This is a genomic window from Lacrimispora sp. YZC11, assembly GCF_057543815.1.
Genome location: NZ_BAAJYQ010000002.1, coordinates 214535 through 232477 on the forward strand (window position 1 = coordinate 214535; position 17943 = coordinate 232477).

Consider the following 17943-nt stretch of genomic DNA (forward strand, 5'->3'; position numbering starts at 1 on the left):
ATGGGGAAGGGGCCTGACCTAAATAGCGGTCAGACCCCTTTATGATGAATTAGTTGCAAGCAAATGGTCAGCAATCTCCTGTATAGTAGGAGATAATGCTCATATAATCCTTTGGAGCCGGAATATCCAGTGAAAGACACAGGAAGTTTTTATTTTCCCTGTACTGATGAAGCAGCTCGTTCTGGAGTCCATAGTGTTTGTTGATATTTTCTTTTCTACCGTCAGGGTACAGCAAATTGACCGCATCACTGCACGCATTTACTGTTTGTAAAAAGTTATCCATATCCAAGATATTCAGTTTTATCATTACAAACCCTCCATTGTGAAAAACAGTGATTCCATGGTAATGACAATGATTTTATAATAAAAAGATTGCCCTATTACCTTTACAGGTATCATTATAGTGCAATCTTCTTTGAATAAATATATTATTTCTGCCTTTATATATCATTATCCTGCCATTTGCGGCGGTATTCTAAGGGCGTGCAGCCAGTATATTCCCGAAAGACCTTTCCAAAGTAGCTGCTGCTTCCCAATCCGCAGGCATGGCTTATATACGTAATTGTTTCCCTGCTGTTTGCCAGCATATGGCAGGCCGTTTGTAAACGGTAGTTTTTGATATATTCCACCGGTGTCATGTGCAGGCAGTCTTGGAATACCCGAAAACATTCACGTTCGCTGGAATAAGCGGCGGCGGCAATCTCTGGAATAGAAATTTTTTCTGCATAATGCTCATGGACATATACCATCATTGATTTTATTTTATCATTTGTTTTGTTGGAATACCCTTTTTCTTCCAATAGAGGACGCGCTATGGCGAAAAGCCGGATCCATATGTCAGATAACGTCTCCCGCAGTTTTATCTCATATCCGAAATCATTTTCGGAAAGGTGAAAAGATTCTCGAATGCTATCTAAAATTTTTGCCTGTTCCGGATCATCAGGATATAAGGCAATAATCTCTGCCTGCGGGGCTGCGGTAATCGGCGTAACGTATTTTTGCTCTATCCGGCTGCCGTGTTGGCCGGCTATGAAAGAGGGGTCAAAAAGATGGAGGAACTGTATGTTTTTTTCTGATTCCGCTTGCGGCCTTGCCATGTGAAGCACATTGGAATTGACCATTCCGCCGGAACCTGCGGGAAATATCATGGTTCCTTTAGGCGTACAATATTCCATTCTCCCGCTTTCCATATAAAATAGCTCCACGGTTTTATGCCAATGCCAAGGAACAAAACGCCCTATAAATTTATCCAATTGGGAGCAGGAGGCAATGTATGGAAAGTCTTGTGCAAAATCAGGTAATAATTCTTCTTTGCTTCCTGTATGGAATTCTATTCTATAAATGTTCCTCAATGATCGTTTCCCCCTTTCTCTGTTATAAAAACATGTGACATTAAGAAAAGCATTTACAAAGTTTTCGTAAAATAGTAGCGTTTTCCTGTCACAGGATATTCTTCCAGCACAAATACATTCTTGTAACCGTGCTTTTCATAGAAGGAAGGCGCCTGAAAACTGAAAGTATCCAGAAATGCATACCTGCACCCTCGTTCCTTCGCGGTTTCTTCTGCCTGTTTTAAAAGCTCACTGCCAATGTTTTGTCCCCGTAAGTCTTCCCTGACCCACAAATATTTCACAAACAACCAGTTGCCGTGTGTATTTCCGATCAGTCCCCCAACCTTTTCTCCAGCCTCGTCCTGCAGATAGACTCCTAAATCCCTTGGATTCTTGTCTTCAATTCTGGCTAAATTATAGTCCAATAAGCCCTGGTAAATGAGTTCCTCATCTTGTTTTTTTATTTTATCAGTTATTTTAAAGTTCATTTTAATCGGTTCTCCTTATTGGTTTCTATGAGTTTCCGCTTGCCGTTATCATATCATATACCGCATCACAATTCCACAATTCCTATCAGGCATGGACCGAAACATTTTTTGAGCAAAAATTATCAAGAATTAATTTTCAAAGGAGTATATAATGATAATATATTTTGGGAAAGGAGCAGGTATATGGATTATCATACAAAGGTGAGGGATTCACTTAAATATATTGATGAAAATTTAAATCATAAGATTGACCTTGATGATCTTGCAAAAAGAGCTTATCTGTCAAAATATCACTATCATAGGATTTTTCATAAAGTATCAGGAGAATCCGTTACCAGATATATCACCAAAAGGCGGATGGAGAAAGCTGCGGGAGAGCTTGCCCGGACAGACAGGCCGATTATTGACATTGCCCTGGAATACCAGTATGCTTCCCAGGAATCCTTTTCAAGAGCTTTTTTAAAGATTTATGGTCTGACACCGGGGAAATACCGGAGAAGGTATGGCGGCAATTCCTCTGATCAAGTGATCAATCTCAGCTGCCGCTTCAACAAAAACATGAATATGGCCGCATAATAACCCAGGAGGTTTCTATGAACAATCTTATTCCAATGGTAATTGAACAGACAGCCCGCGGAGAGCGGTCCTATGACATTTTTTCCAGGCTGCTGAACGACCGCATTATCATGCTGAACGGCGTAGTGACCAATGATACGGCAAGCCTGATTATAGCGCAGATTCTTTTTCTGGAATCCGCTGACAGCAGCAAAGACATTCACTTATATATCAATAGCCCAGGAGGGTCCGTAACGGATGGATTCGCGATTATGGACACCATGAACAACATCAAATGCGATATCTCCACCATTAGCATAGGCCAATCGGGAAGTGCTGCCTCCCTGATACTGGCATCGGGGAAGAAAGGAAAGCGTTTTGCCCTTAAAAACAGTGAAATATTGATCCACCAGCCGTCATTATCCGGCGGGCTGCAGGGACAGGCCACGGATATTAAAATCCATAGTGATTGGCTTGAAAAGACAAAGGAAAAACTCAATGGGATATACAGTGAACTTACAGGCCAGCCACTGAAAAAAATTGAGGAAGATATGGAACGGGATCATTATCTGACGGCTGAGGAAGCAAAAGAGTACGGCTTAATTGATGAAATTCTATTATGCCGCAGGTGATACCGGAACATTGATACGGGAAACCCGCTTACGGCGATCTGACAAGGCAGCCGTAAGCGGGTTTTTTATTATTCCTAAAACGGATCAGGTGATCTGCTGCCTGCGGTATTCTAACGGCGTCATATGATAATGGTTTTTAAATTTACGGTTGAAATTAGACAAATTGTGGAAGCCGCTTTCAAAAGCAATCTCCGATATGGATGACCCTGACGCCCTTAAAAGGTTGGCAGCTACTTTAAGGCGGTGCTGAATCATATATTCCACGCAAGTAATCCCCACGGTCTGTTTAAAAAAATTCATAAAATGGGTTTTGCTGAAATGGCATAAGTCTGCCAATTCACAGATAGAAATGGGCTCCTGATAATTCTCCTGAATATACTTAACCGCTTCTTTTACTTTATCCATATGTGTATTTGCGGGAACAGCAGCATCCGTATTTGTAAAGCATTGATATTTAAATAACAGGTAAAAAAGATGGTGTAATTGTTCCTTCAGGAACATTTCAAAATAAATATCTTTATTTTTCACACAAAGAAAAATCTGTTCAGCACATTCGGAAAATTCCGGATATAAGGGATGATTTTGGCTCATATGGGAAATCGGGCGGAGAAAACCGTTATATATTGGATGGAGATAAGTCAAGCTGTATTGGTCCATAAGAGAATATCCCAGCATGTCAAGATGAAAAACCAAAGTATCGGAAATATGTGTGATTCCCGGCAAAGGCTGGACAGAATGCAGCGTGTTAGGTGCCACAAAAATGAAATCCCCTTTTCTGGAATGAAAAGTTTCCTCACCGATTTTATATATGGCACTTCCTTCTAAAACCAGGGTTATTTCAGCTTCCACATGCCAGTGAAGCAATACGTCAGGCAAAACCGTCGGTATGATGCAGTGGTAATGGGCATAAGGTGAAAGGATGGTTCCGTGGTTCACATCCTGCTTTTGTGACGACAGCAAATAAGGTTCCAAACGAATCCCTCCCCGGCTTATATGAGAACATCATGCAATAATATCAGATCACAATAGTATTATATAGGAAAATACTTATATACCATGTTATAATATCAAAACATCAAATGAAAAGCAAACCATAATTACACGGACTTGCTGGAAGGTTACTATATTGCGGGAGGAAACTATATGCTATCCTTATTACTTGTCATTATTTACATATCCTTTATCAGTCTGGGATTACCGGATTCGCTGCTGGGGTCTGCATGGCCTACTATGTACCGGCAGCTTCAGGTTCCTATATCCTATGCCGGTATTATTTCTACGATTATAATAGGAGGCACCGTTATCTCAAGCTTAAACAGCGACCGCCTTATAAAGAAGTTTGGTACGGGAAAAGTAACCGCAGCCAGCGTGGGGATGACAGCCGCCGCTTTGTGGGGATTTTCGGTTTCTCCTTCTTTTCCGGCCTTGTGTTTGTGGGCAATCCCTTATGGATTGGGTGCAGGTTCTGTGGATGCAGCGCTGAATAATTTTGTAGCACTTCATTACAAGGCAAGGCATATGAGTTGGCTTCATTGTTTTTGGGGTGTCGGGGCGACACTTGGCCCGTACATTATGGGACATTTCCTGACCGGCGGCATGTCATGGTCCATGGGATACCGTTCCATTTCTTTCATCCAAATGGTATTGACCGGGATGCTGGTAGTTTCTCTGCCTCTCTGGAAGAAAAGCCATCAGGAAGCAGAAGAGGAAGCCAAGGAGAGTCAGCATTTAACCATAAAAGAATTACTAAGACTTAAAGGAGCAAAGCCTGTGCTTGCTGCTTTCTTCTGCTATTGTGCCTTGGAGTCCACTACAGGGCTATGGAGCAGCAGCTATATGGTAATGGAAAAAGGGATATCTCCGGATGCAGCGGCAAAATGGGCTTCTTTATTTTTCTTTGGCATCACCTTTGGAAGATTTTTAAATGGTTTCGCAGCTATGAAATTATCCAATAAAGAAATGATCCGCATAGGACAGGGAATTATCATCCTGGGTATCCTGGCAATATTACTGGCGAAGGGAAGCTCATTCCTGTGTGCAGGATTCATATTAATCGGAATGGGCTGTGCGCCCGTTTATCCCTGTCTGCTTCATGAGACCCCGGAGAACTTTGGCAAGGATTTATCACAGGCGATTATGGGCATACAGATGGCCTGTGCATACGTTGGTGCAGCCCTTATGCCTCTTTTAATGGGAATCATAGCAGAATACGTGACGATCCGGTTATACCCCTATTACCTGATGATATTTGCAGTGGTTATGATTATGCTGGTTGAACAGGTAAACCGCATTAAGAACAAATAAGAAATTGCTGGTAGACTTTTAAAAGCGCTATTTGTCGGCTGATTATGCCTGACAAGTGGCGCTCTTTTGGTTACAGTAAAAACTCTTTTGGACGATTGGGGTATTCGTGTGATGGCGGTTATGGACTTACTTATTTTACTTGTACATACTTCCGACTTCAATAATATAAGACAAAATATATTTCAATCTTATGGCTGGTAAGATGATATAATTGAAATTGAATGTGCAAAAGCCGTCACAAATCAAAAGTTTTCACGTTATATAAGGAAACAGTTAATTTAATCAGATATTATAAAAAGTATTATAAGAAGGAACAAATACAACATGTGGAAGTTATTTGAGGAGAATACCAGGGGTTGAGTGGAAGAGATAAATTACAAAAAGAGGTGGATGCTATGATAAAAATCGCTATTTGTGATGATGAGGATAAAGTTGTAAGTTTAATTGAGAAAATGCTTTTGGATATAAGCAAAACGAATCATATCCCTTTAGATATTGATGCTTTTTACTGCGGGGAGGATTTAGAAAAAGCGATGCAAAATGAATCACAATACGACTTACTCTATCTGGATATTCATATGAAGGGGGAGAGTGGTATACTGGCAGCTCAAAATATCAGAAAGATGGACCAAAACTTGTTAATCATTTATGTATCAAGTTACGATAAATATTTGATGGAATTATTTCGCTTAGATGTATTTGACTTTATAAAGAAACCAATTCAGCAGGATATTTTTATAAAAACATTTTTTGCCGCAAATGAAAGGATATGCAGTAAAAAGGTTTACTTTCCTTTTCAATATAAAAATACGGAGCATAAGATCCTTTGCAGTGATATAGTTTATTTTGAAAGTAAAGGCAGACAGGTGCAGATTCATATGAGGCATGGAGGAATAGAAATTTTTAACGATAAACTTAATGCAGTTGAAGAACGGATGTATACAGGTAAAATTCCATTTTTACGGATCCATCAGTCGTTCCTTGTAAATTATCATTACATAGCAGCGCGTACAAAGACGAGCGTAATCATAATAAATGGACAAGAACTGCCAATAAGTGAAGAAAGACAAAAAAGTTTTTCACAAATATATGGGAGATTGCTGAAAGATGAAATTAGTGTATAACCATACAGACATTTTATTTGATATAACAATGGCATTTATTACAATGTGGATTATATACAAATATTTATCTGCTTTTTTTGAAAAGAAGAAAAATAAGCTGTATAATAAATTAATATGGACTTTGTTTTATGTATTCCAGGTTGCAGTAGAACATGATAGCGGGAATGCCTCCATATGGATTTTAGTGATAAATGTTGTTTTAGTTTCGCTTATTGCTGTAATTGGTTTTCATAAGGCAGGAAATAAAAAAGTTTTATATGTAGTGTTATTATATGTGTTTTGGATGATCATAGAATTATTTTGCTATAATTTCCTCAAATTATTACCGGTAGGAAATATGGAATTTGCTACCCTGGGTTCGGGTATATCTAAATTAATTGTAATAATGTTAGTTAGCATCATGAGCATAAGGTTCCGTTCAAAGGATAAAACAACGATCCCAACCATTTATTATTTACTTATGTTATTTATCCCGGTCAGCAGTGCTTTTATAGTACACAACATTTTCCTTTTAGGAGGAAATGACCATAAAATAGCCGTTATGATCACACTTAATATAATCCTGCTCATTAATTTAATAATCTTTGAAATCTATGGAAAGCTAGCCGAGAGTTTTGTGATACAAAAAGAAAATATTATTTACGAACAACAGATTGAATTGTTGGCGATGAATACCGATGATCAAAAAAGAGCCATGGACAATTTTTATAAAGAAAAGCATAACCTTATAAACCAGTTAATACTACTAAGAGAGAATGTAAAGTATGGCAGAAATGAAGAGGCTATTAATGATTTAAATCATTTGCTTCAGATATCTTCAGAAGATGAAAAGCGGATATTGAATAGCGGTAATAATGTAATAGATACCTTGATCAATTTTAAATACTCTTATGCTAAGAAAATGGGAATTGATTTTAAGATCAAGAGCTTTATTCCGGAAGATATTCCAATTCAGCAAAGTGACTTGAGTATTATTTTAGGAAATTCTTTAGATAATGCGATAGAGGCAACAAGGATATGTGACGAACATAAGAGAACGATCCAGATATACATGGGAATAAAGAAGAGGGCTTTTGTGCTTGTCATTATAAATCCTTACAATCATACCTTAAAGTGGGATGACAGGGGAAACTTAAAAACAACGAAAACAGAGAATGCCAGTCATGGGTATGGTGTGAGTTTTATTAGAAAGACAGTGGAGAAATATCAAGGATCTGTAAATGTCGAGACAGAAAACGGAGTATTTACCTTGACAGTTATTTTAAATATTTAATTAATTTTGACAGCAAAACCAGTAATTATGACACTTGTTTTAAATGGTAGTTATTAAGTGATATAATCGATTTGTCAACTACTTAACAATATTAATGTATGAAGAGAGGATGAAGGATATGAAAAAATTAAATGCTAAAATCAAGGTAGCTAACGTTATGGCATTATTTGCAGTACATATGGTGGCTTTAGGAGTGAGCACACAATGTGCATATATTTTTCACCAGCCTAAACTGCCAGAAGAAGTAAAAAAGTATAGAAAATTTTAATATGCAGAAACTTGCAATAAAGCTAACTAATTATGTTGTTTATAAAGGAGTGGTGAAAGAAGAAGAAAGGAAAGTATATGAGTATGGCTTTCAGACAGGGTTAGAAGTTTCATTGAGCTTCCTAATTAGTATTGTGATAGCAGCCTTAGGACATATGCTGCTTGAAGGACTATTATTTTTGGCAATATTTATACCATTAAGATCTTATGCAGGGGGGATGCATTTAGAACATTATTCATATTGCTTGATATTATCTAACCTTACATATGCAGGAATTCTGTTGATTGTTAAGCTCATTGCTGTGCCTATGCTTTTTTCCATATTGCTTTTATCTGTTTTTATTGCGGCAGTATGGGTAATGTATCCGGTAAAGCATATGAATCGGCCTATAGATAGGGGTGAAGAAATATATTTTAAGAAACAGCTCAAACGATATTTGCTGGCAGATGCTGCTTTAGCCATTGTATTTCTGATTTTAAAAAGTGATAAATATCTGCTTTTAATGATGGTTACTTTTTTTCTAATGGTTATTACGATGCTTGTTGGTAAATATAAGGAATTGCGTGAATAATATCTTTTGGCAGTATAATCACTTCATCAAAAAAATCATTTAGTTAAAGGCTATGCTGCAGGGCGTTTAACAGAATGATTTTTTTGATGGGGGAGGGCATATTAGTAAAAGACGGATGGGAGAGATCTATTATGTTAAAAAAAGTTGTTATATTTTTTTGCATCTGTATTTGTTTGACTGGATGCAGGAAAGAAAGTGTAAATATTGATCAAGGAAATAATGAAACAGCCGTATCAGAAAAAGATATCATAAAAAATGAAAATTCAGCTCCAGAACAAATCAATGAATCAGACATTGAAAAAAAGCAAGATATAACATTGAATGATAACGATTCAAAAGATAGTGGGCACAGCAAGGACGAAATAGAAGATTTTGCAAAAAAGGTTATTGAATTAATCGAGAATGATGAAAGACAGGAACTAGCGGACATCATTCAATATCCACTTAACATTAATCTGGATGGAAAAAAGATATATATTAAAGATAAAGATGCATTTCTTGAAAACTACAGCTTAATATTTAATGATAAATTTAAGTTACAAATAAAGGATGCAGACACAGAGAATGTATGGGGAAATTCGGTTGGATATATAATAGGGAATGGAGATATATGGTTTGCTAATGATTCATCAGATGGAAAGCTTAAGATTATAGCTATTAACAGCGGAAATGGTGAAATGCCAAAAGATGGGGAAGGGTATGGAATAACACCAGGATAATAAAACAGAACTGAAGTAAAGTAAATTTAAATCATAATATGCATAGAAAAAGAGCGTGCCGTAAAATAGACTTTAAGCTATTGAACGGCACGCTCTTTTTTCTTACTTTATTTCATGGAAATATATACTTTGTCAGTGGTTCCTAAGAATACATTCAATTCTGCATTTCTTCTGTTTACTAAACCTTCAACTCTATTACCGCCGGCTTTGGTATATGTAAAGCCTGTAACCACAGCATTCTTACAAGAGGTTGAAATAGGTGATTTATAGGTGTTGTCATCATTTAATGCCTTATAAAGATCATTCGTTTTAGTTTTTACCGGGTCTGGCCCTACATTAAAAACTAAGGAAGTTACCGCATTAAACATATTCTGACTCATTTTAGAAATCTTAGGATGAGAGTTTACGGCATCTTCTGCTTTCTTAACATCTGCAGTTAAGAAATCAGTGGCCTTCTTTTCCGTAATCTTATCACCTAGCTTCAAATTATCCGAACTTGTGACCTTATGGCCATAGCCCACGGTAAGATATCCTGCTAAGTCTTTGTAAACGGTATCCTTATAACCCTCCCATTTTTTGATAAAATCTAATCCTGTTGTGTTAAGTTTCATTTTTTTTCTCCTTTTCTATTTTTTCAACTTGTAACCAGTTACACAAAATAGAAAGAACCGTTAACCGAAAATGTAAACCTTATATACCCAATGTATTAAATAAAGGAGCTGCCGTAAGATAGATGATCACTCACCTATGTTACAGCGGCTCCTTATTTAAAAAAGTTTGAACGGGGAGTTTCTATTTTGAATCTATCTTTCTTTCTATCTGTTAGAAGACGCTTCTGAAACGGCGCGCGACACTTTAGGGGTGCTTCAATTAATCTATGAAAGAAGGTAAAAATTATGGCAGCGACTCCAGCTTGGCCTGTTTTACAGACAGGCAGTTCAGGGAAAGACGTAAGCGCCTTACAGTGCTTGCTGACTTACCAAGGGTATTCTCTCACGATAGACGGAAGTTTTGGTTCAGGTACCAAAACTGCTGTGACCAATTTCCAAAAGAGCAAAGGCCTCGCGGCTGACGGAATTGCAGGGGCGGGCACCCTGTCTGCTCTGGTCGTCACAGTGCAGAATGGAACCAACAACTACGCAGCCAGAGCAGCGCAGTATCTGCTGAGCAAATTTGAAACCATCACTGTGGACGGCGCTTTCGGTGCTAACTCTGTAACTGTTGCAAAAAATTTCCAGCAGAAGATGGGGATTTCGGCCGATGGTATTATTGGTCCCACCACCTGGCAGTTTCTTTTTGGCTATACTACTTATCCGTCCTCCGGAAATGGAACAATATATTGCAGTAACAGCTATCTGACACAGAGTCAAATGACCGTAAATGCTCAATATATCCTAAATTATTTACGCGGCAAGGGTTGGACTAAAAATGCTATCTGCGGTATGCTTGGAAATATGCAGACAGAAAGTACAATTAATCCAGGTATCTGGCAGAGTCTGAAAGAGAATAACATGAGTGGTGGTTTTGGTTTGGTTCAGTGGACACCGGCGACAAATTATATAAACTGGGCCCAGAGCAACAAATTGCCGGTTGCTGATATGGACAGTGAATTGAAACGTATTCTGTATGAGGTAAGTGCAGGTCTGCAGTTTTATGCTACTTCTACATATAATATGTCTTTCACACAGTTTACCCGTTCTACAGAAAGTGCTTATTACCTTGCCTGTGCATTTTTGCATAATTACGAAAGACCGGCAAATGCTTCCCAGGATCAGACACGGGGGAATCAGGCGACCTATTGGTATAATGCATTAAATTAAAATCAATAGTTTACATAATGCTATAAACGCAAATAATCGGTCAAAGGTAAAACACTTTGGCCGATTATTTATTTTCCCAATAATTCTGGCTGAGCAGATAGAACTGCTGTATATCACTGTATTTAAGCTGAGCTTCGAAGTGATCGCATCCGGTTGCGTGTACAGCAGGCATACTTAGCACAATGCCGTCAGGCTTAAGAAAACAGGAAACATTATCCGGTATGCTAAAAGGGTCTATTGTTTGATAATCCGGCGATTGGAGTTTGAGCATTACCGGAAAACTGGTTTTATCATATGAGGTTATTGGATTCTCAGGGAAAAAGGCTTTATCAAAAAACACCTTTTCAAAGTCTGCATTGGCTGCATACAAATCTTTGAGAGTAATTTCTTTCAAAGACTGTAAATCGATATTGAGTGGGACCAGGTTATTGATCGGATATGCGCCACCCTCGGCATAGCTTGAACCCCAAAAAACAATACTCACTATTTTACTGTTTTGCAGTGTAACTGCGGTCTGATAATCGATGGTTAAACCGGTATCACTTGAGAATAGTGATGTATCAATTTTTGCAAAGCTTTGAACTTTATGATAGATCAATGTATTTAATGCATCGAAACCATTTCCGGAAAAACTTGGATATTGAATTTTAATTGAGCTATCTTTATTGGGTGCTTCTGTATAAACCAATATTTTGTACGTTTCGGCTGCCGATTTTATACCGCTGCTTTGTTCTTTGGCAGCGCCTGAACCGGGGGCTGGTTGTAGTGGCTTTTCACTTGGTGTCTGGGTAGAATCAGGTTGGCTGGAAGGGGGGGCAGAACTGGAAGGCGAACTGGAAACGCCGCTATTATGTGAACAGGAACTAAGAGTGAGCAGAAGTACGGACGAGAACAGGATAGCAGCTGTTCTCTTAGAAAAATGTAAATAATTCATGAAGGCCTCCTAAGTGATTCTTTGATTCAATATTATACCTTATTCATCTTCTGATGATTATTATACTAGGAAGAGCCAAATTTTCCTCGGAAAAGAAAATGGCAATTTTTTAATTAGGATCTGGATGATTCAAAGATCAATAAAGCAATAAAATGAACAAATGAATGTGAAACCGGGTTTACATATCAGGATGAAATACCTTTATATATTTATATAAGTAAATACCGGCGATTGCGTAAAAAAAGATTTTTAAAAAATAGGTTAATATTCAATCAGGGTGTTTTATCTATGGAATAAATTATATGAAAGGAGAGTGCTTTATGGATAAGAAAAAATTTGAAGTGGGGATAACTGGAATAATTGGCACTTGGATTATGGATAAGTATAGTTTACTGTTTCCAGCGATAATTCTATTGATGATATTAATGGTAATAGATTATATTTCAGGAATGCTTGCGGCAAAAAAAGAAGCAATCGAACACCCTAATAATAAAAGATACGGGTGGAGCAGTAAAAAGAGTATCATTGGAATTTACAAAAAGGTTAGTTATATTCTAATAATTCTGGTATCAATTAGTACTGACTTTATGCTCCATAAATTTGCGGGAGAGATTGGAGTCAATTATAAATATACATCAATATTTACACTCCTGGTTTCTGTTTGGTTAATTATTAATGAGTTATTATCAATTTTAGAAAACGCTGGACGCATGGGGGCAAAATTACCTAATTTTCTTAAGAAAATTTTGACAGAATTGCAAAATGATATTGATAATAAATCCAGATTTTAAATTTCTCTTTTTTATTATCTGAAATGATTGGTTTACAATAAGTAATAAAGAACAGGCTCAGTTGCAAAGAGGATGTCCCTAAGGCATTCTCTTTTTTTGGGCGAAAATTTTTCGGGGCAAAGATTTTCATAGGCCTTCAAAGTGTTCCCCAAGACATTTCAAATTTGGAATACTGGAATTTTTATGTTGATAGGTATCCCTGAGTAAAACATTGCCTAAGAGGAAAATTGTATATTTTTTAAGAATCAAAGGTGACTAGACAAATAAATAAGGAAAGATATGATTTATTTGTGAAAAAATAAATTATTATAAAACAATTTTTATACAAATTGACGAAGTTTTGCCAGCGATGAGTCTGTTTATTACACCTGAAGAAATCGGGTGTTTTTTTCATATACAATTAAATCGCTATAAAAAATATTTAATCCTGTCAAGGTTTACATTTACTTCCCTTTTTTCTTTTTTCCTTTTAGGAGGAAGAAAAATATGGGAGAAAAGCTAAGTACACTAATACAAGAATATAAGAGAGGTGATAATGAGAAATTTCTATTTATTTTAGACAAGATGGAACCTTTGATTAAAAAATACGCACGTCTATTATATAAAGATGAAAAAGAAGATATATATTCAGATTTGGTGCTTTATCTTCTTGAGTCCGTAAATAAGATGGAATATTACGAAGACGAGGGTCAATGTGTCTATTTTTTGAGCCAAGCCATAAAAAACAGGTTTTATGAATTGTATAAAAAAAGTAGAAGATATTTTGATAATAAGGTTGATGTAGATGAAGAATATTTTGACAGTCTGTATAGCAAACAAACGGAATACGAAGACATTCTGATAAAAGAAGATTTAAGTAAATTACTGTTAAAAGTAAGTGGTAAGCAGTATCAAATCTTTTATACGATGATATTTAATGAAGAGACTGATGCTGAGATAGCTAAGAAGTTTGGAATATCAAGACAATATGTGAATCGTGTAAGGAAAAAATTAATTAAGTTAATTAAAGATGAGTATTTTTTGGTAAATAAATAGAACAGAAGCAGCTTGTGCCGCACCATTTTGGAAAGTATAATATAGTATAGAAGTGGAGACGATAAATTTCGATAGAACACTGAAAAAATATGTGTAATTTTGAAAGGAGGTGGCCACGTGGACAATTATAAAAAAATACCCAATAGATTAATCAATGAAAAATCCCCCTACCTATTACAGCATGCTTATAATCCTGTGAATTGGTATCCATGGGGAGAGGAAGCATTTGAGAAAGCAAGGCAAGAAGATAAGCCTGTTTTCCTATCTATTGGGTATTCGTAACTTGTCTGCTATAGTCGACTTGTCATTGGTGTCATGTCATGGCTCATGAGTCCTTTGAGGACCAGGAGGCTGCAGAGATTATTAATAAGTATTATGTTGCGATAAAGGTGGACAGGGAAGAGCGGCCGGATATTGATTCCGTATATATGTCGGTCTGCCAGGCGCTCACCGGCTCCGGTGGATGGCCTCTCACGATCATTATGACGCCGGAACAAAAACCTTTTTACGCAGGGACCTATCTGCCTAAACATTCAAGATGGGGATCCGCCGGCCTTCTGGATGTTTTAACCTCCATCCGGAAACTTTGGGAAAATGAAAAACATAAGCTTCTGGAAGCAGGAGATGAGATAACCGGTTATTTAAACAAAGAAGGGACATTTAATAATGAGGGCAGGGAGCCTTCAAAGGAATTGTTTCTGTCAGCCGCGGATTTATTAAACCGGTCTTTTGATAAGAGATGGGGGGGCTTTGGAAGAGCGCCTAAATTTCCCATGCCTCATAATCTGCTATTCCTTTTAAGACATCATTTCTTTGAAAAAGATAAAGACGCTCTTTTGGCTGCGGAAAAAACCCTTAGGCAGATGTACCGGGGCGGAATTTATGACCACATTGGAGGCGGTTTTTCCCGCTATTCCACCGATGAAAAATGGCTGGTACCTCATTTTGAAAAGATGCTGTACGACAATGCGCTTTTGCTGTATGCCTATACGGAAGCTTTTGCCACAACGGGAGATAACCTTTATGCCGGGGTTTCCCGGGGAATCCTTCGATACGTCCGGGATGTGCTGACGGATGAGCAGGGTGGATTTTACTGCGGTCAGGACGCTGACAGTGAAGGGGTGGAAGGAAAGTTTTATACGTTCCGGAAGGAAGAGATCGAAAAGGTCCTTAAAGGTGATGCAGATGAATTCTGTAAATGGTTTGGAATTTCGGAAAAGGGCAATTTTGAGGGTAAAAATATTCCAAATCTCATTGAAAATGAAAATTACGGTGATGGCAGCGAAGAGTTGGAAGATCTGTGTAGAAAGCTTTATGATTACCGGATAACTAGGACAACCCTTCATACGGATGATAAGATATTGACTTCCTGGAATGGACTTATGATCGGAGCACTTGCAAAATCATATGAGGTTTTGGGAGATGATTGGTGTCTTGAAGCGGCAAAGAATGCGCAAGCGTTTATAGAGAAAAATTTAACCTCTGATATGGGCAGGCTCTTCATCCGTTACCGGGAGGGCCAGGCAGTTCACGATGGGCAGCTAGACGATTACGCATTTTATGCCTTTGGCTTACTGGAACTTTATGAAGCTTCTTTTGATATCAGGTATCTTAATATATCCTCTGAAATTTCAGAAAAGATGCTTGAACTGTTTTTCGATGAAGACCAGGGAGGCTTTTATATGTATGCTCATGACAGAGATAAGCTGATAAGCCGTCCAAAGGAGCTTTACGACGGCGCGCTTCCTTCAGGGAATTCCGTGGCAGCATATGTGCTAAGCAGGCTCTATCACCTTACCGGAAAAATCAAATGGCAGAGCGTTCTTGAAAAACAGATTTCTTACCTGACGCAGGAGGTGGAAAAAAGCCCCGCAAATTACTGCTTTTCTCTGCTGGCTTTCCAAAGCATCCTTTATCCTACTACGGAAATTGTATGTGTTTCCGCTGAGGGTTCTATATTAGAAGAAATACAGAGCCTGCAAAGAAGCCGGACGCCTGATGTAAGCGTAATTTTAAAAACCCCTCTGAACCAGGAGGCCCTGTCGGAAGCCGCTCCGTTTACTGCGGATTATCCGATTCCGTCTGCGGGAAGCAACTATTATGTTTGCCGTAATGGGGCATGCATGAAGCCTGTAGAAGGCTTGGAAGAATTAAAAACAGTGCTGCAATCCCTGTAGCCTAAAGGGAGTGCTGCGAAAGAAATTTGTAATGGCAGATAAAATAAATAAAATCATGTTTTTCGCAGAAGATGAGCTTTGAAAATGGATTTAAAACCAATCAAGGCTCATTTTTTGCATACTTTTTGAGCAAGGCTAATCCCATATTTATACATAAAAACCACCGGCTCCCATATAAATAAATAAGCAATTTACAATATGGGAGGTAGTTTATATGTGCACGGCATTTACCTTAAAAACCCGGCAAGGTGAAACCTTTTTTGGAAGGAATATGGATTTTTCTTATGATATTGACCCTCACTTTTACATTGTTCCAAAGAATTATGAATGGAATAATGCATTAAATATGGAAAAAATCTATGATATCTACTGCTTTATCGGCATTGGACAGGAACAGGATGGGATCCTAGGATTTTTTGACGGGATCAATGAAATGGGGTTTGCGGCGGCGGTTCTTTATTTTGCGGGCTATGCCCAATATAATACCATGCAGGATTCGGGGTCCGGAGAACAAATTGCATCCACTGATTTCCTTCATTATATTTTGGGAAGATGCGCCAATATAGCTGATTTACGGGAATTACTGAAGAATCTCTCAATCGTTGGTCTTGAAGATCCGGTGACACAGACCGTGGCCCCATTGCACTGGATGGCGGTAGACCATAGCGGGGAGTGCGTTGTCATAGAGCAGACGGAAAGAGGCATGGAAATAATGGCAAATCCGATTGGCGTTATGTCTAACAGCCCTGATTTCCGGTGGCATATGACGAATTTAAGAAATTACATGGAGGTCTCTCCCTATCAGTCCAAGGAGGCTGCCTGGGGAAATGTCCGGCTGACTCCATTTGGACAGGCGGGAGGTACCCAGACTCTTCCGGGAGGGTTTACATCTCCGGAGCGATTTGTAAGGACCGCTTATTTAAAATCATTTATTCCAACACCTGAAAGCCGTATGGAAGCGGTTGTTTCATGCTTTCACGTTATGGAGAGTGTTTCCATACCAAAAGGAGCCGTCGTAACAAGCCGGAATTCTTATGATTACACCAAATATACGGCTTTTATCAATACCGCAACCTGTGAATACTTTTTCAAGACCTATGACAATATACAGGTAGGAACGGCGAGCCTTTTTGAGAATTGCGCCCAATTTCCGGAGCTTGTGAATCTGGGGGGGATTGGGATTGTTGACGATGGCCAGTTATAAATTTATACCGGATCAAAGGGAGTACGAAAAAAAATGACGTATTGCATGGCTGAATTACAGGATCAGTCATGCAATACGTCATGCAAAAAGTTATTTCAAAAAGGGAGGAGAGCTGATAATAAATTACCAGCTCGAGTATTATGAAAAAAATCTTATAAGCAATTTGTGTTCTATGTTTTAAGTATATCCATGAAACATGAAGAAATCATGTTGTTTGTGTAAAAGGTTTTTGAATGAAATTTAAACAAAATATGAACGACCGGACAATTGCGTTATGATACTTTTGCGGAGAATCAGGCTATGCCTGTTGTAAAAATATAAAAAAAGGGGTTGACAAGTCAGAATTTCGGAAATATACTATTTTTGGAATAATTTTTCCGTTTCGGTAGGTGAGGCTACCACAGGGATACGGGTTGCTGCCGCGGAGTAGTGGAGACACTATGAGTAGGTTAAACAGTCCATGTCGAATCCAAGGCATGGAATAACGTAACTTCATCGCCCTGTGAAGCTAAAACTTGTACGATGGCGAGGAAACGCTTTTCGAACAGTGAGGCGTTGTATGTATGAGGATATATCCTCTGTTATCGTTGTCGTTATGAAACGTTAACAGAGGATTTTTTTTGTAAGGAGGTGAGGTTATGGATAGCGGCAGTAGTTATAAACAATATCTAAATGATGGTTATATGAGGAGGGCGCCTTTTCAGGAGGCGCATGGCC

Annotated in this window: 20 protein-coding genes and 1 riboswitch; of the genes, 14 read left to right on the plus strand and 6 right to left on the minus strand. The window is 38.2% G+C overall.

Features of this window, described 5'->3' with window-relative positions:
- Positions 1-67: 67 nt before the first annotated feature.
- The 3 genes from AC27IJ_RS00905 to AC27IJ_RS00915 all read right to left on the minus strand — a co-directional run bounded on the left by AC27IJ_RS00905 (position 68) and on the right by AC27IJ_RS00915 (position 1819).
- Complete coding sequence (locus AC27IJ_RS00905) at positions 68-307, minus strand: ribonuclease HII (protein ID WP_312444830.1); 240 nt, start codon at positions 305-307, stop codon at positions 68-70.
- A 133-nt stretch (positions 308-440) separates the two neighbouring features.
- Complete coding sequence (locus AC27IJ_RS00910) at positions 441-1352, minus strand: AraC family transcriptional regulator (RefSeq protein WP_312502810.1); 912 nt, start codon at positions 1350-1352, stop codon at positions 441-443.
- A gap of 53 nt (positions 1353-1405) precedes the next feature.
- Positions 1406-1819, minus strand: coding sequence for a GNAT family N-acetyltransferase (locus tag AC27IJ_RS00915; RefSeq protein ID WP_312502812.1), 414 nt, complete (start codon positions 1817-1819; stop codon positions 1406-1408).
- Positions 1820-2002: 183 nt separating this feature from the next.
- On the opposite strand from AC27IJ_RS00915, the gene AC27IJ_RS00920 reads away from it, so the two are divergent.
- Both AC27IJ_RS00920 and AC27IJ_RS00925 read left to right on the plus strand, forming a co-directional pair.
- Entirely contained in the window at positions 2003-2395 is a 393-nt protein-coding gene (locus AC27IJ_RS00920) for a helix-turn-helix domain-containing protein (RefSeq protein ID WP_312444824.1), read from the plus strand.
- 17 nt (positions 2396-2412) lie between these two features.
- A complete protein-coding gene (locus AC27IJ_RS00925; protein ID WP_312502813.1) occupies positions 2413-3006 on the plus strand; it encodes an ATP-dependent Clp protease proteolytic subunit in 594 nt (197 codons plus the stop codon).
- An 84-nt stretch (positions 3007-3090) separates the two neighbouring features.
- On the opposite strand, the gene AC27IJ_RS00930 is transcribed toward AC27IJ_RS00925, so the two are convergent.
- Positions 3091-3978, minus strand: a complete 888-nt coding sequence (locus AC27IJ_RS00930; RefSeq protein ID WP_312502814.1) for a helix-turn-helix domain-containing protein — start codon at positions 3976-3978, stop codon at positions 3091-3093.
- A gap of 171 nt (positions 3979-4149) precedes the next feature.
- On the opposite strand from AC27IJ_RS00930, the gene AC27IJ_RS00935 reads away from it, so the two are divergent.
- From AC27IJ_RS00935 to AC27IJ_RS00960, 6 genes are all read left to right on the plus strand, one after another.
- Complete coding sequence (locus tag AC27IJ_RS00935; RefSeq protein WP_312444820.1) at positions 4150-5310, plus strand: MFS transporter; 1161 nt, start codon at positions 4150-4152, stop codon at positions 5308-5310.
- A gap of 356 nt (positions 5311-5666) precedes the next feature.
- Positions 5667-6434 (plus strand): LytR/AlgR family response regulator transcription factor, encoded by a 768-nt coding sequence (locus tag AC27IJ_RS00940; RefSeq protein ID WP_312444818.1) that lies wholly within the window; start codon positions 5667-5669, stop codon positions 6432-6434.
- The gene (locus tag AC27IJ_RS00945; RefSeq protein WP_312502816.1) at positions 6418-7707 is read left to right on the plus strand and encodes an ATP-binding protein; all 1290 of its coding nucleotides are present in this window, start codon (positions 6418-6420) and stop codon (positions 7705-7707) included. The genes AC27IJ_RS00940 and AC27IJ_RS00945 overlap by 17 nt, the downstream gene beginning before the upstream one ends.
- Positions 7708-7825: 118 nt before the next feature.
- The gene (locus AC27IJ_RS00950) at positions 7826-7975 is read left to right on the plus strand and encodes a cyclic lactone autoinducer peptide (protein WP_312444815.1); all 150 of its coding nucleotides are present in this window, start codon (positions 7826-7828) and stop codon (positions 7973-7975) included.
- A 1-nt stretch (position 7976) separates the two neighbouring features.
- Positions 7977-8546 (plus strand): accessory gene regulator B family protein, encoded by a 570-nt coding sequence (locus tag AC27IJ_RS00955; protein WP_312502817.1) that lies wholly within the window; start codon positions 7977-7979, stop codon positions 8544-8546.
- A gap of 131 nt (positions 8547-8677) precedes the next feature.
- On the plus strand, positions 8678-9265 hold the full coding sequence (locus AC27IJ_RS00960; RefSeq protein ID WP_312502818.1) for a hypothetical protein: 588 nt from the start codon (positions 8678-8680) through the stop codon (positions 9263-9265).
- 107 nt (positions 9266-9372) lie between these two features.
- Here AC27IJ_RS00960 and AC27IJ_RS00965 read toward each other — a convergent pair whose 3' ends face one another.
- Entirely contained in the window at positions 9373-9876 is a 504-nt protein-coding gene (locus AC27IJ_RS00965; RefSeq protein WP_312502820.1) for a lysozyme, read from the minus strand.
- A gap of 285 nt (positions 9877-10161) precedes the next feature.
- Between AC27IJ_RS00965 and AC27IJ_RS00970 the strand changes: the two genes are divergently transcribed.
- Positions 10162-11085, plus strand: coding sequence for a phage tail tip lysozyme (locus AC27IJ_RS00970; protein ID WP_312444809.1), 924 nt, complete (start codon positions 10162-10164; stop codon positions 11083-11085).
- Between the two features lie 64 nt (positions 11086-11149).
- Here the strand turns inward: AC27IJ_RS00970 and AC27IJ_RS00975 are convergent, their stop codons facing one another.
- Positions 11150-12019 (minus strand): hypothetical protein, encoded by an 870-nt coding sequence (locus AC27IJ_RS00975; RefSeq protein ID WP_312502822.1) that lies wholly within the window; start codon positions 12017-12019, stop codon positions 11150-11152.
- A gap of 320 nt (positions 12020-12339) precedes the next feature.
- Between AC27IJ_RS00975 and AC27IJ_RS00980 the strand changes: the two genes are divergently transcribed.
- From AC27IJ_RS00980 to AC27IJ_RS01000, 5 genes are all read left to right on the plus strand, one after another.
- Complete coding sequence (locus AC27IJ_RS00980) at positions 12340-12810, plus strand: phage holin family protein (RefSeq protein ID WP_312444807.1); 471 nt, start codon at positions 12340-12342, stop codon at positions 12808-12810.
- 486 nt (positions 12811-13296) lie between these two features.
- Entirely contained in the window at positions 13297-13845 is a 549-nt protein-coding gene (locus tag AC27IJ_RS00985; RefSeq protein WP_312444804.1) for an RNA polymerase sigma factor, read from the plus strand.
- 117 nt (positions 13846-13962) lie between these two features.
- On the plus strand, positions 13963-14127 hold the full coding sequence (locus tag AC27IJ_RS00990; RefSeq protein ID WP_312444802.1) for a DUF255 domain-containing protein: 165 nt from the start codon (positions 13963-13965) through the stop codon (positions 14125-14127).
- A 38-nt stretch (positions 14128-14165) separates the two neighbouring features.
- Complete coding sequence (locus AC27IJ_RS00995) at positions 14166-16022, plus strand: thioredoxin domain-containing protein (RefSeq protein ID WP_312502824.1); 1857 nt, start codon at positions 14166-14168, stop codon at positions 16020-16022.
- 214 nt (positions 16023-16236) lie between these two features.
- On the plus strand, positions 16237-17226 hold the full coding sequence (locus AC27IJ_RS01000) for a choloylglycine hydrolase family protein (RefSeq protein ID WP_312502826.1): 990 nt from the start codon (positions 16237-16239) through the stop codon (positions 17224-17226).
- A gap of 374 nt (positions 17227-17600) precedes the next feature.
- Positions 17601-17761, plus strand: a riboswitch (M-box (ykoK) riboswitch).
- Positions 17762-17943 lie beyond the last annotated feature (182 nt).

Coding starts and splice junctions, on each gene's coding strand:
- AC27IJ_RS00905 (WP_312444830.1), bottom strand. CDS start 307: ATGATAAAACTGAATATCTTGGATATGGATAACTTTTTACAAACAGTA.
- AC27IJ_RS00915 (WP_312502812.1), bottom strand. CDS start 1,819: ATGAACTTTAAAATAACTGATAAAATAAAAAAACAAGATGAGGAACTC.
- AC27IJ_RS00920 (WP_312444824.1), top strand. CDS start 2,003: ATGGATTATCATACAAAGGTGAGGGATTCACTTAAATATATTGATGAA.
- AC27IJ_RS00925 (WP_312502813.1), top strand. CDS start 2,413: ATGAACAATCTTATTCCAATGGTAATTGAACAGACAGCCCGCGGAGAG.
- AC27IJ_RS00935 (WP_312444820.1), top strand. CDS start 4,150: ATGCTATCCTTATTACTTGTCATTATTTACATATCCTTTATCAGTCTG.
- AC27IJ_RS00945 (WP_312502816.1), top strand. CDS start 6,418: ATGAAATTAGTGTATAACCATACAGACATTTTATTTGATATAACAATG.
- AC27IJ_RS00950 (WP_312444815.1), top strand. CDS start 7,826: ATGAAAAAATTAAATGCTAAAATCAAGGTAGCTAACGTTATGGCATTA.
- AC27IJ_RS00955 (WP_312502817.1), top strand. CDS start 7,977: ATGCAGAAACTTGCAATAAAGCTAACTAATTATGTTGTTTATAAAGGA.
- AC27IJ_RS00960 (WP_312502818.1), top strand. CDS start 8,678: ATGTTAAAAAAAGTTGTTATATTTTTTTGCATCTGTATTTGTTTGACT.
- AC27IJ_RS00965 (WP_312502820.1), bottom strand. CDS start 9,876: ATGAAACTTAACACAACAGGATTAGATTTTATCAAAAAATGGGAGGGT.
- AC27IJ_RS00970 (WP_312444809.1), top strand. CDS start 10,162: ATGGCAGCGACTCCAGCTTGGCCTGTTTTACAGACAGGCAGTTCAGGG.
- AC27IJ_RS00975 (WP_312502822.1), bottom strand. CDS start 12,019: ATGAATTATTTACATTTTTCTAAGAGAACAGCTGCTATCCTGTTCTCG.
- AC27IJ_RS00980 (WP_312444807.1), top strand. CDS start 12,340: ATGGATAAGAAAAAATTTGAAGTGGGGATAACTGGAATAATTGGCACT.
- AC27IJ_RS00985 (WP_312444804.1), top strand. CDS start 13,297: ATGGGAGAAAAGCTAAGTACACTAATACAAGAATATAAGAGAGGTGAT.
- AC27IJ_RS00995 (WP_312502824.1), top strand. CDS start 14,166: ATGGCTCATGAGTCCTTTGAGGACCAGGAGGCTGCAGAGATTATTAAT.
- AC27IJ_RS01000 (WP_312502826.1), top strand. CDS start 16,237: ATGTGCACGGCATTTACCTTAAAAACCCGGCAAGGTGAAACCTTTTTT.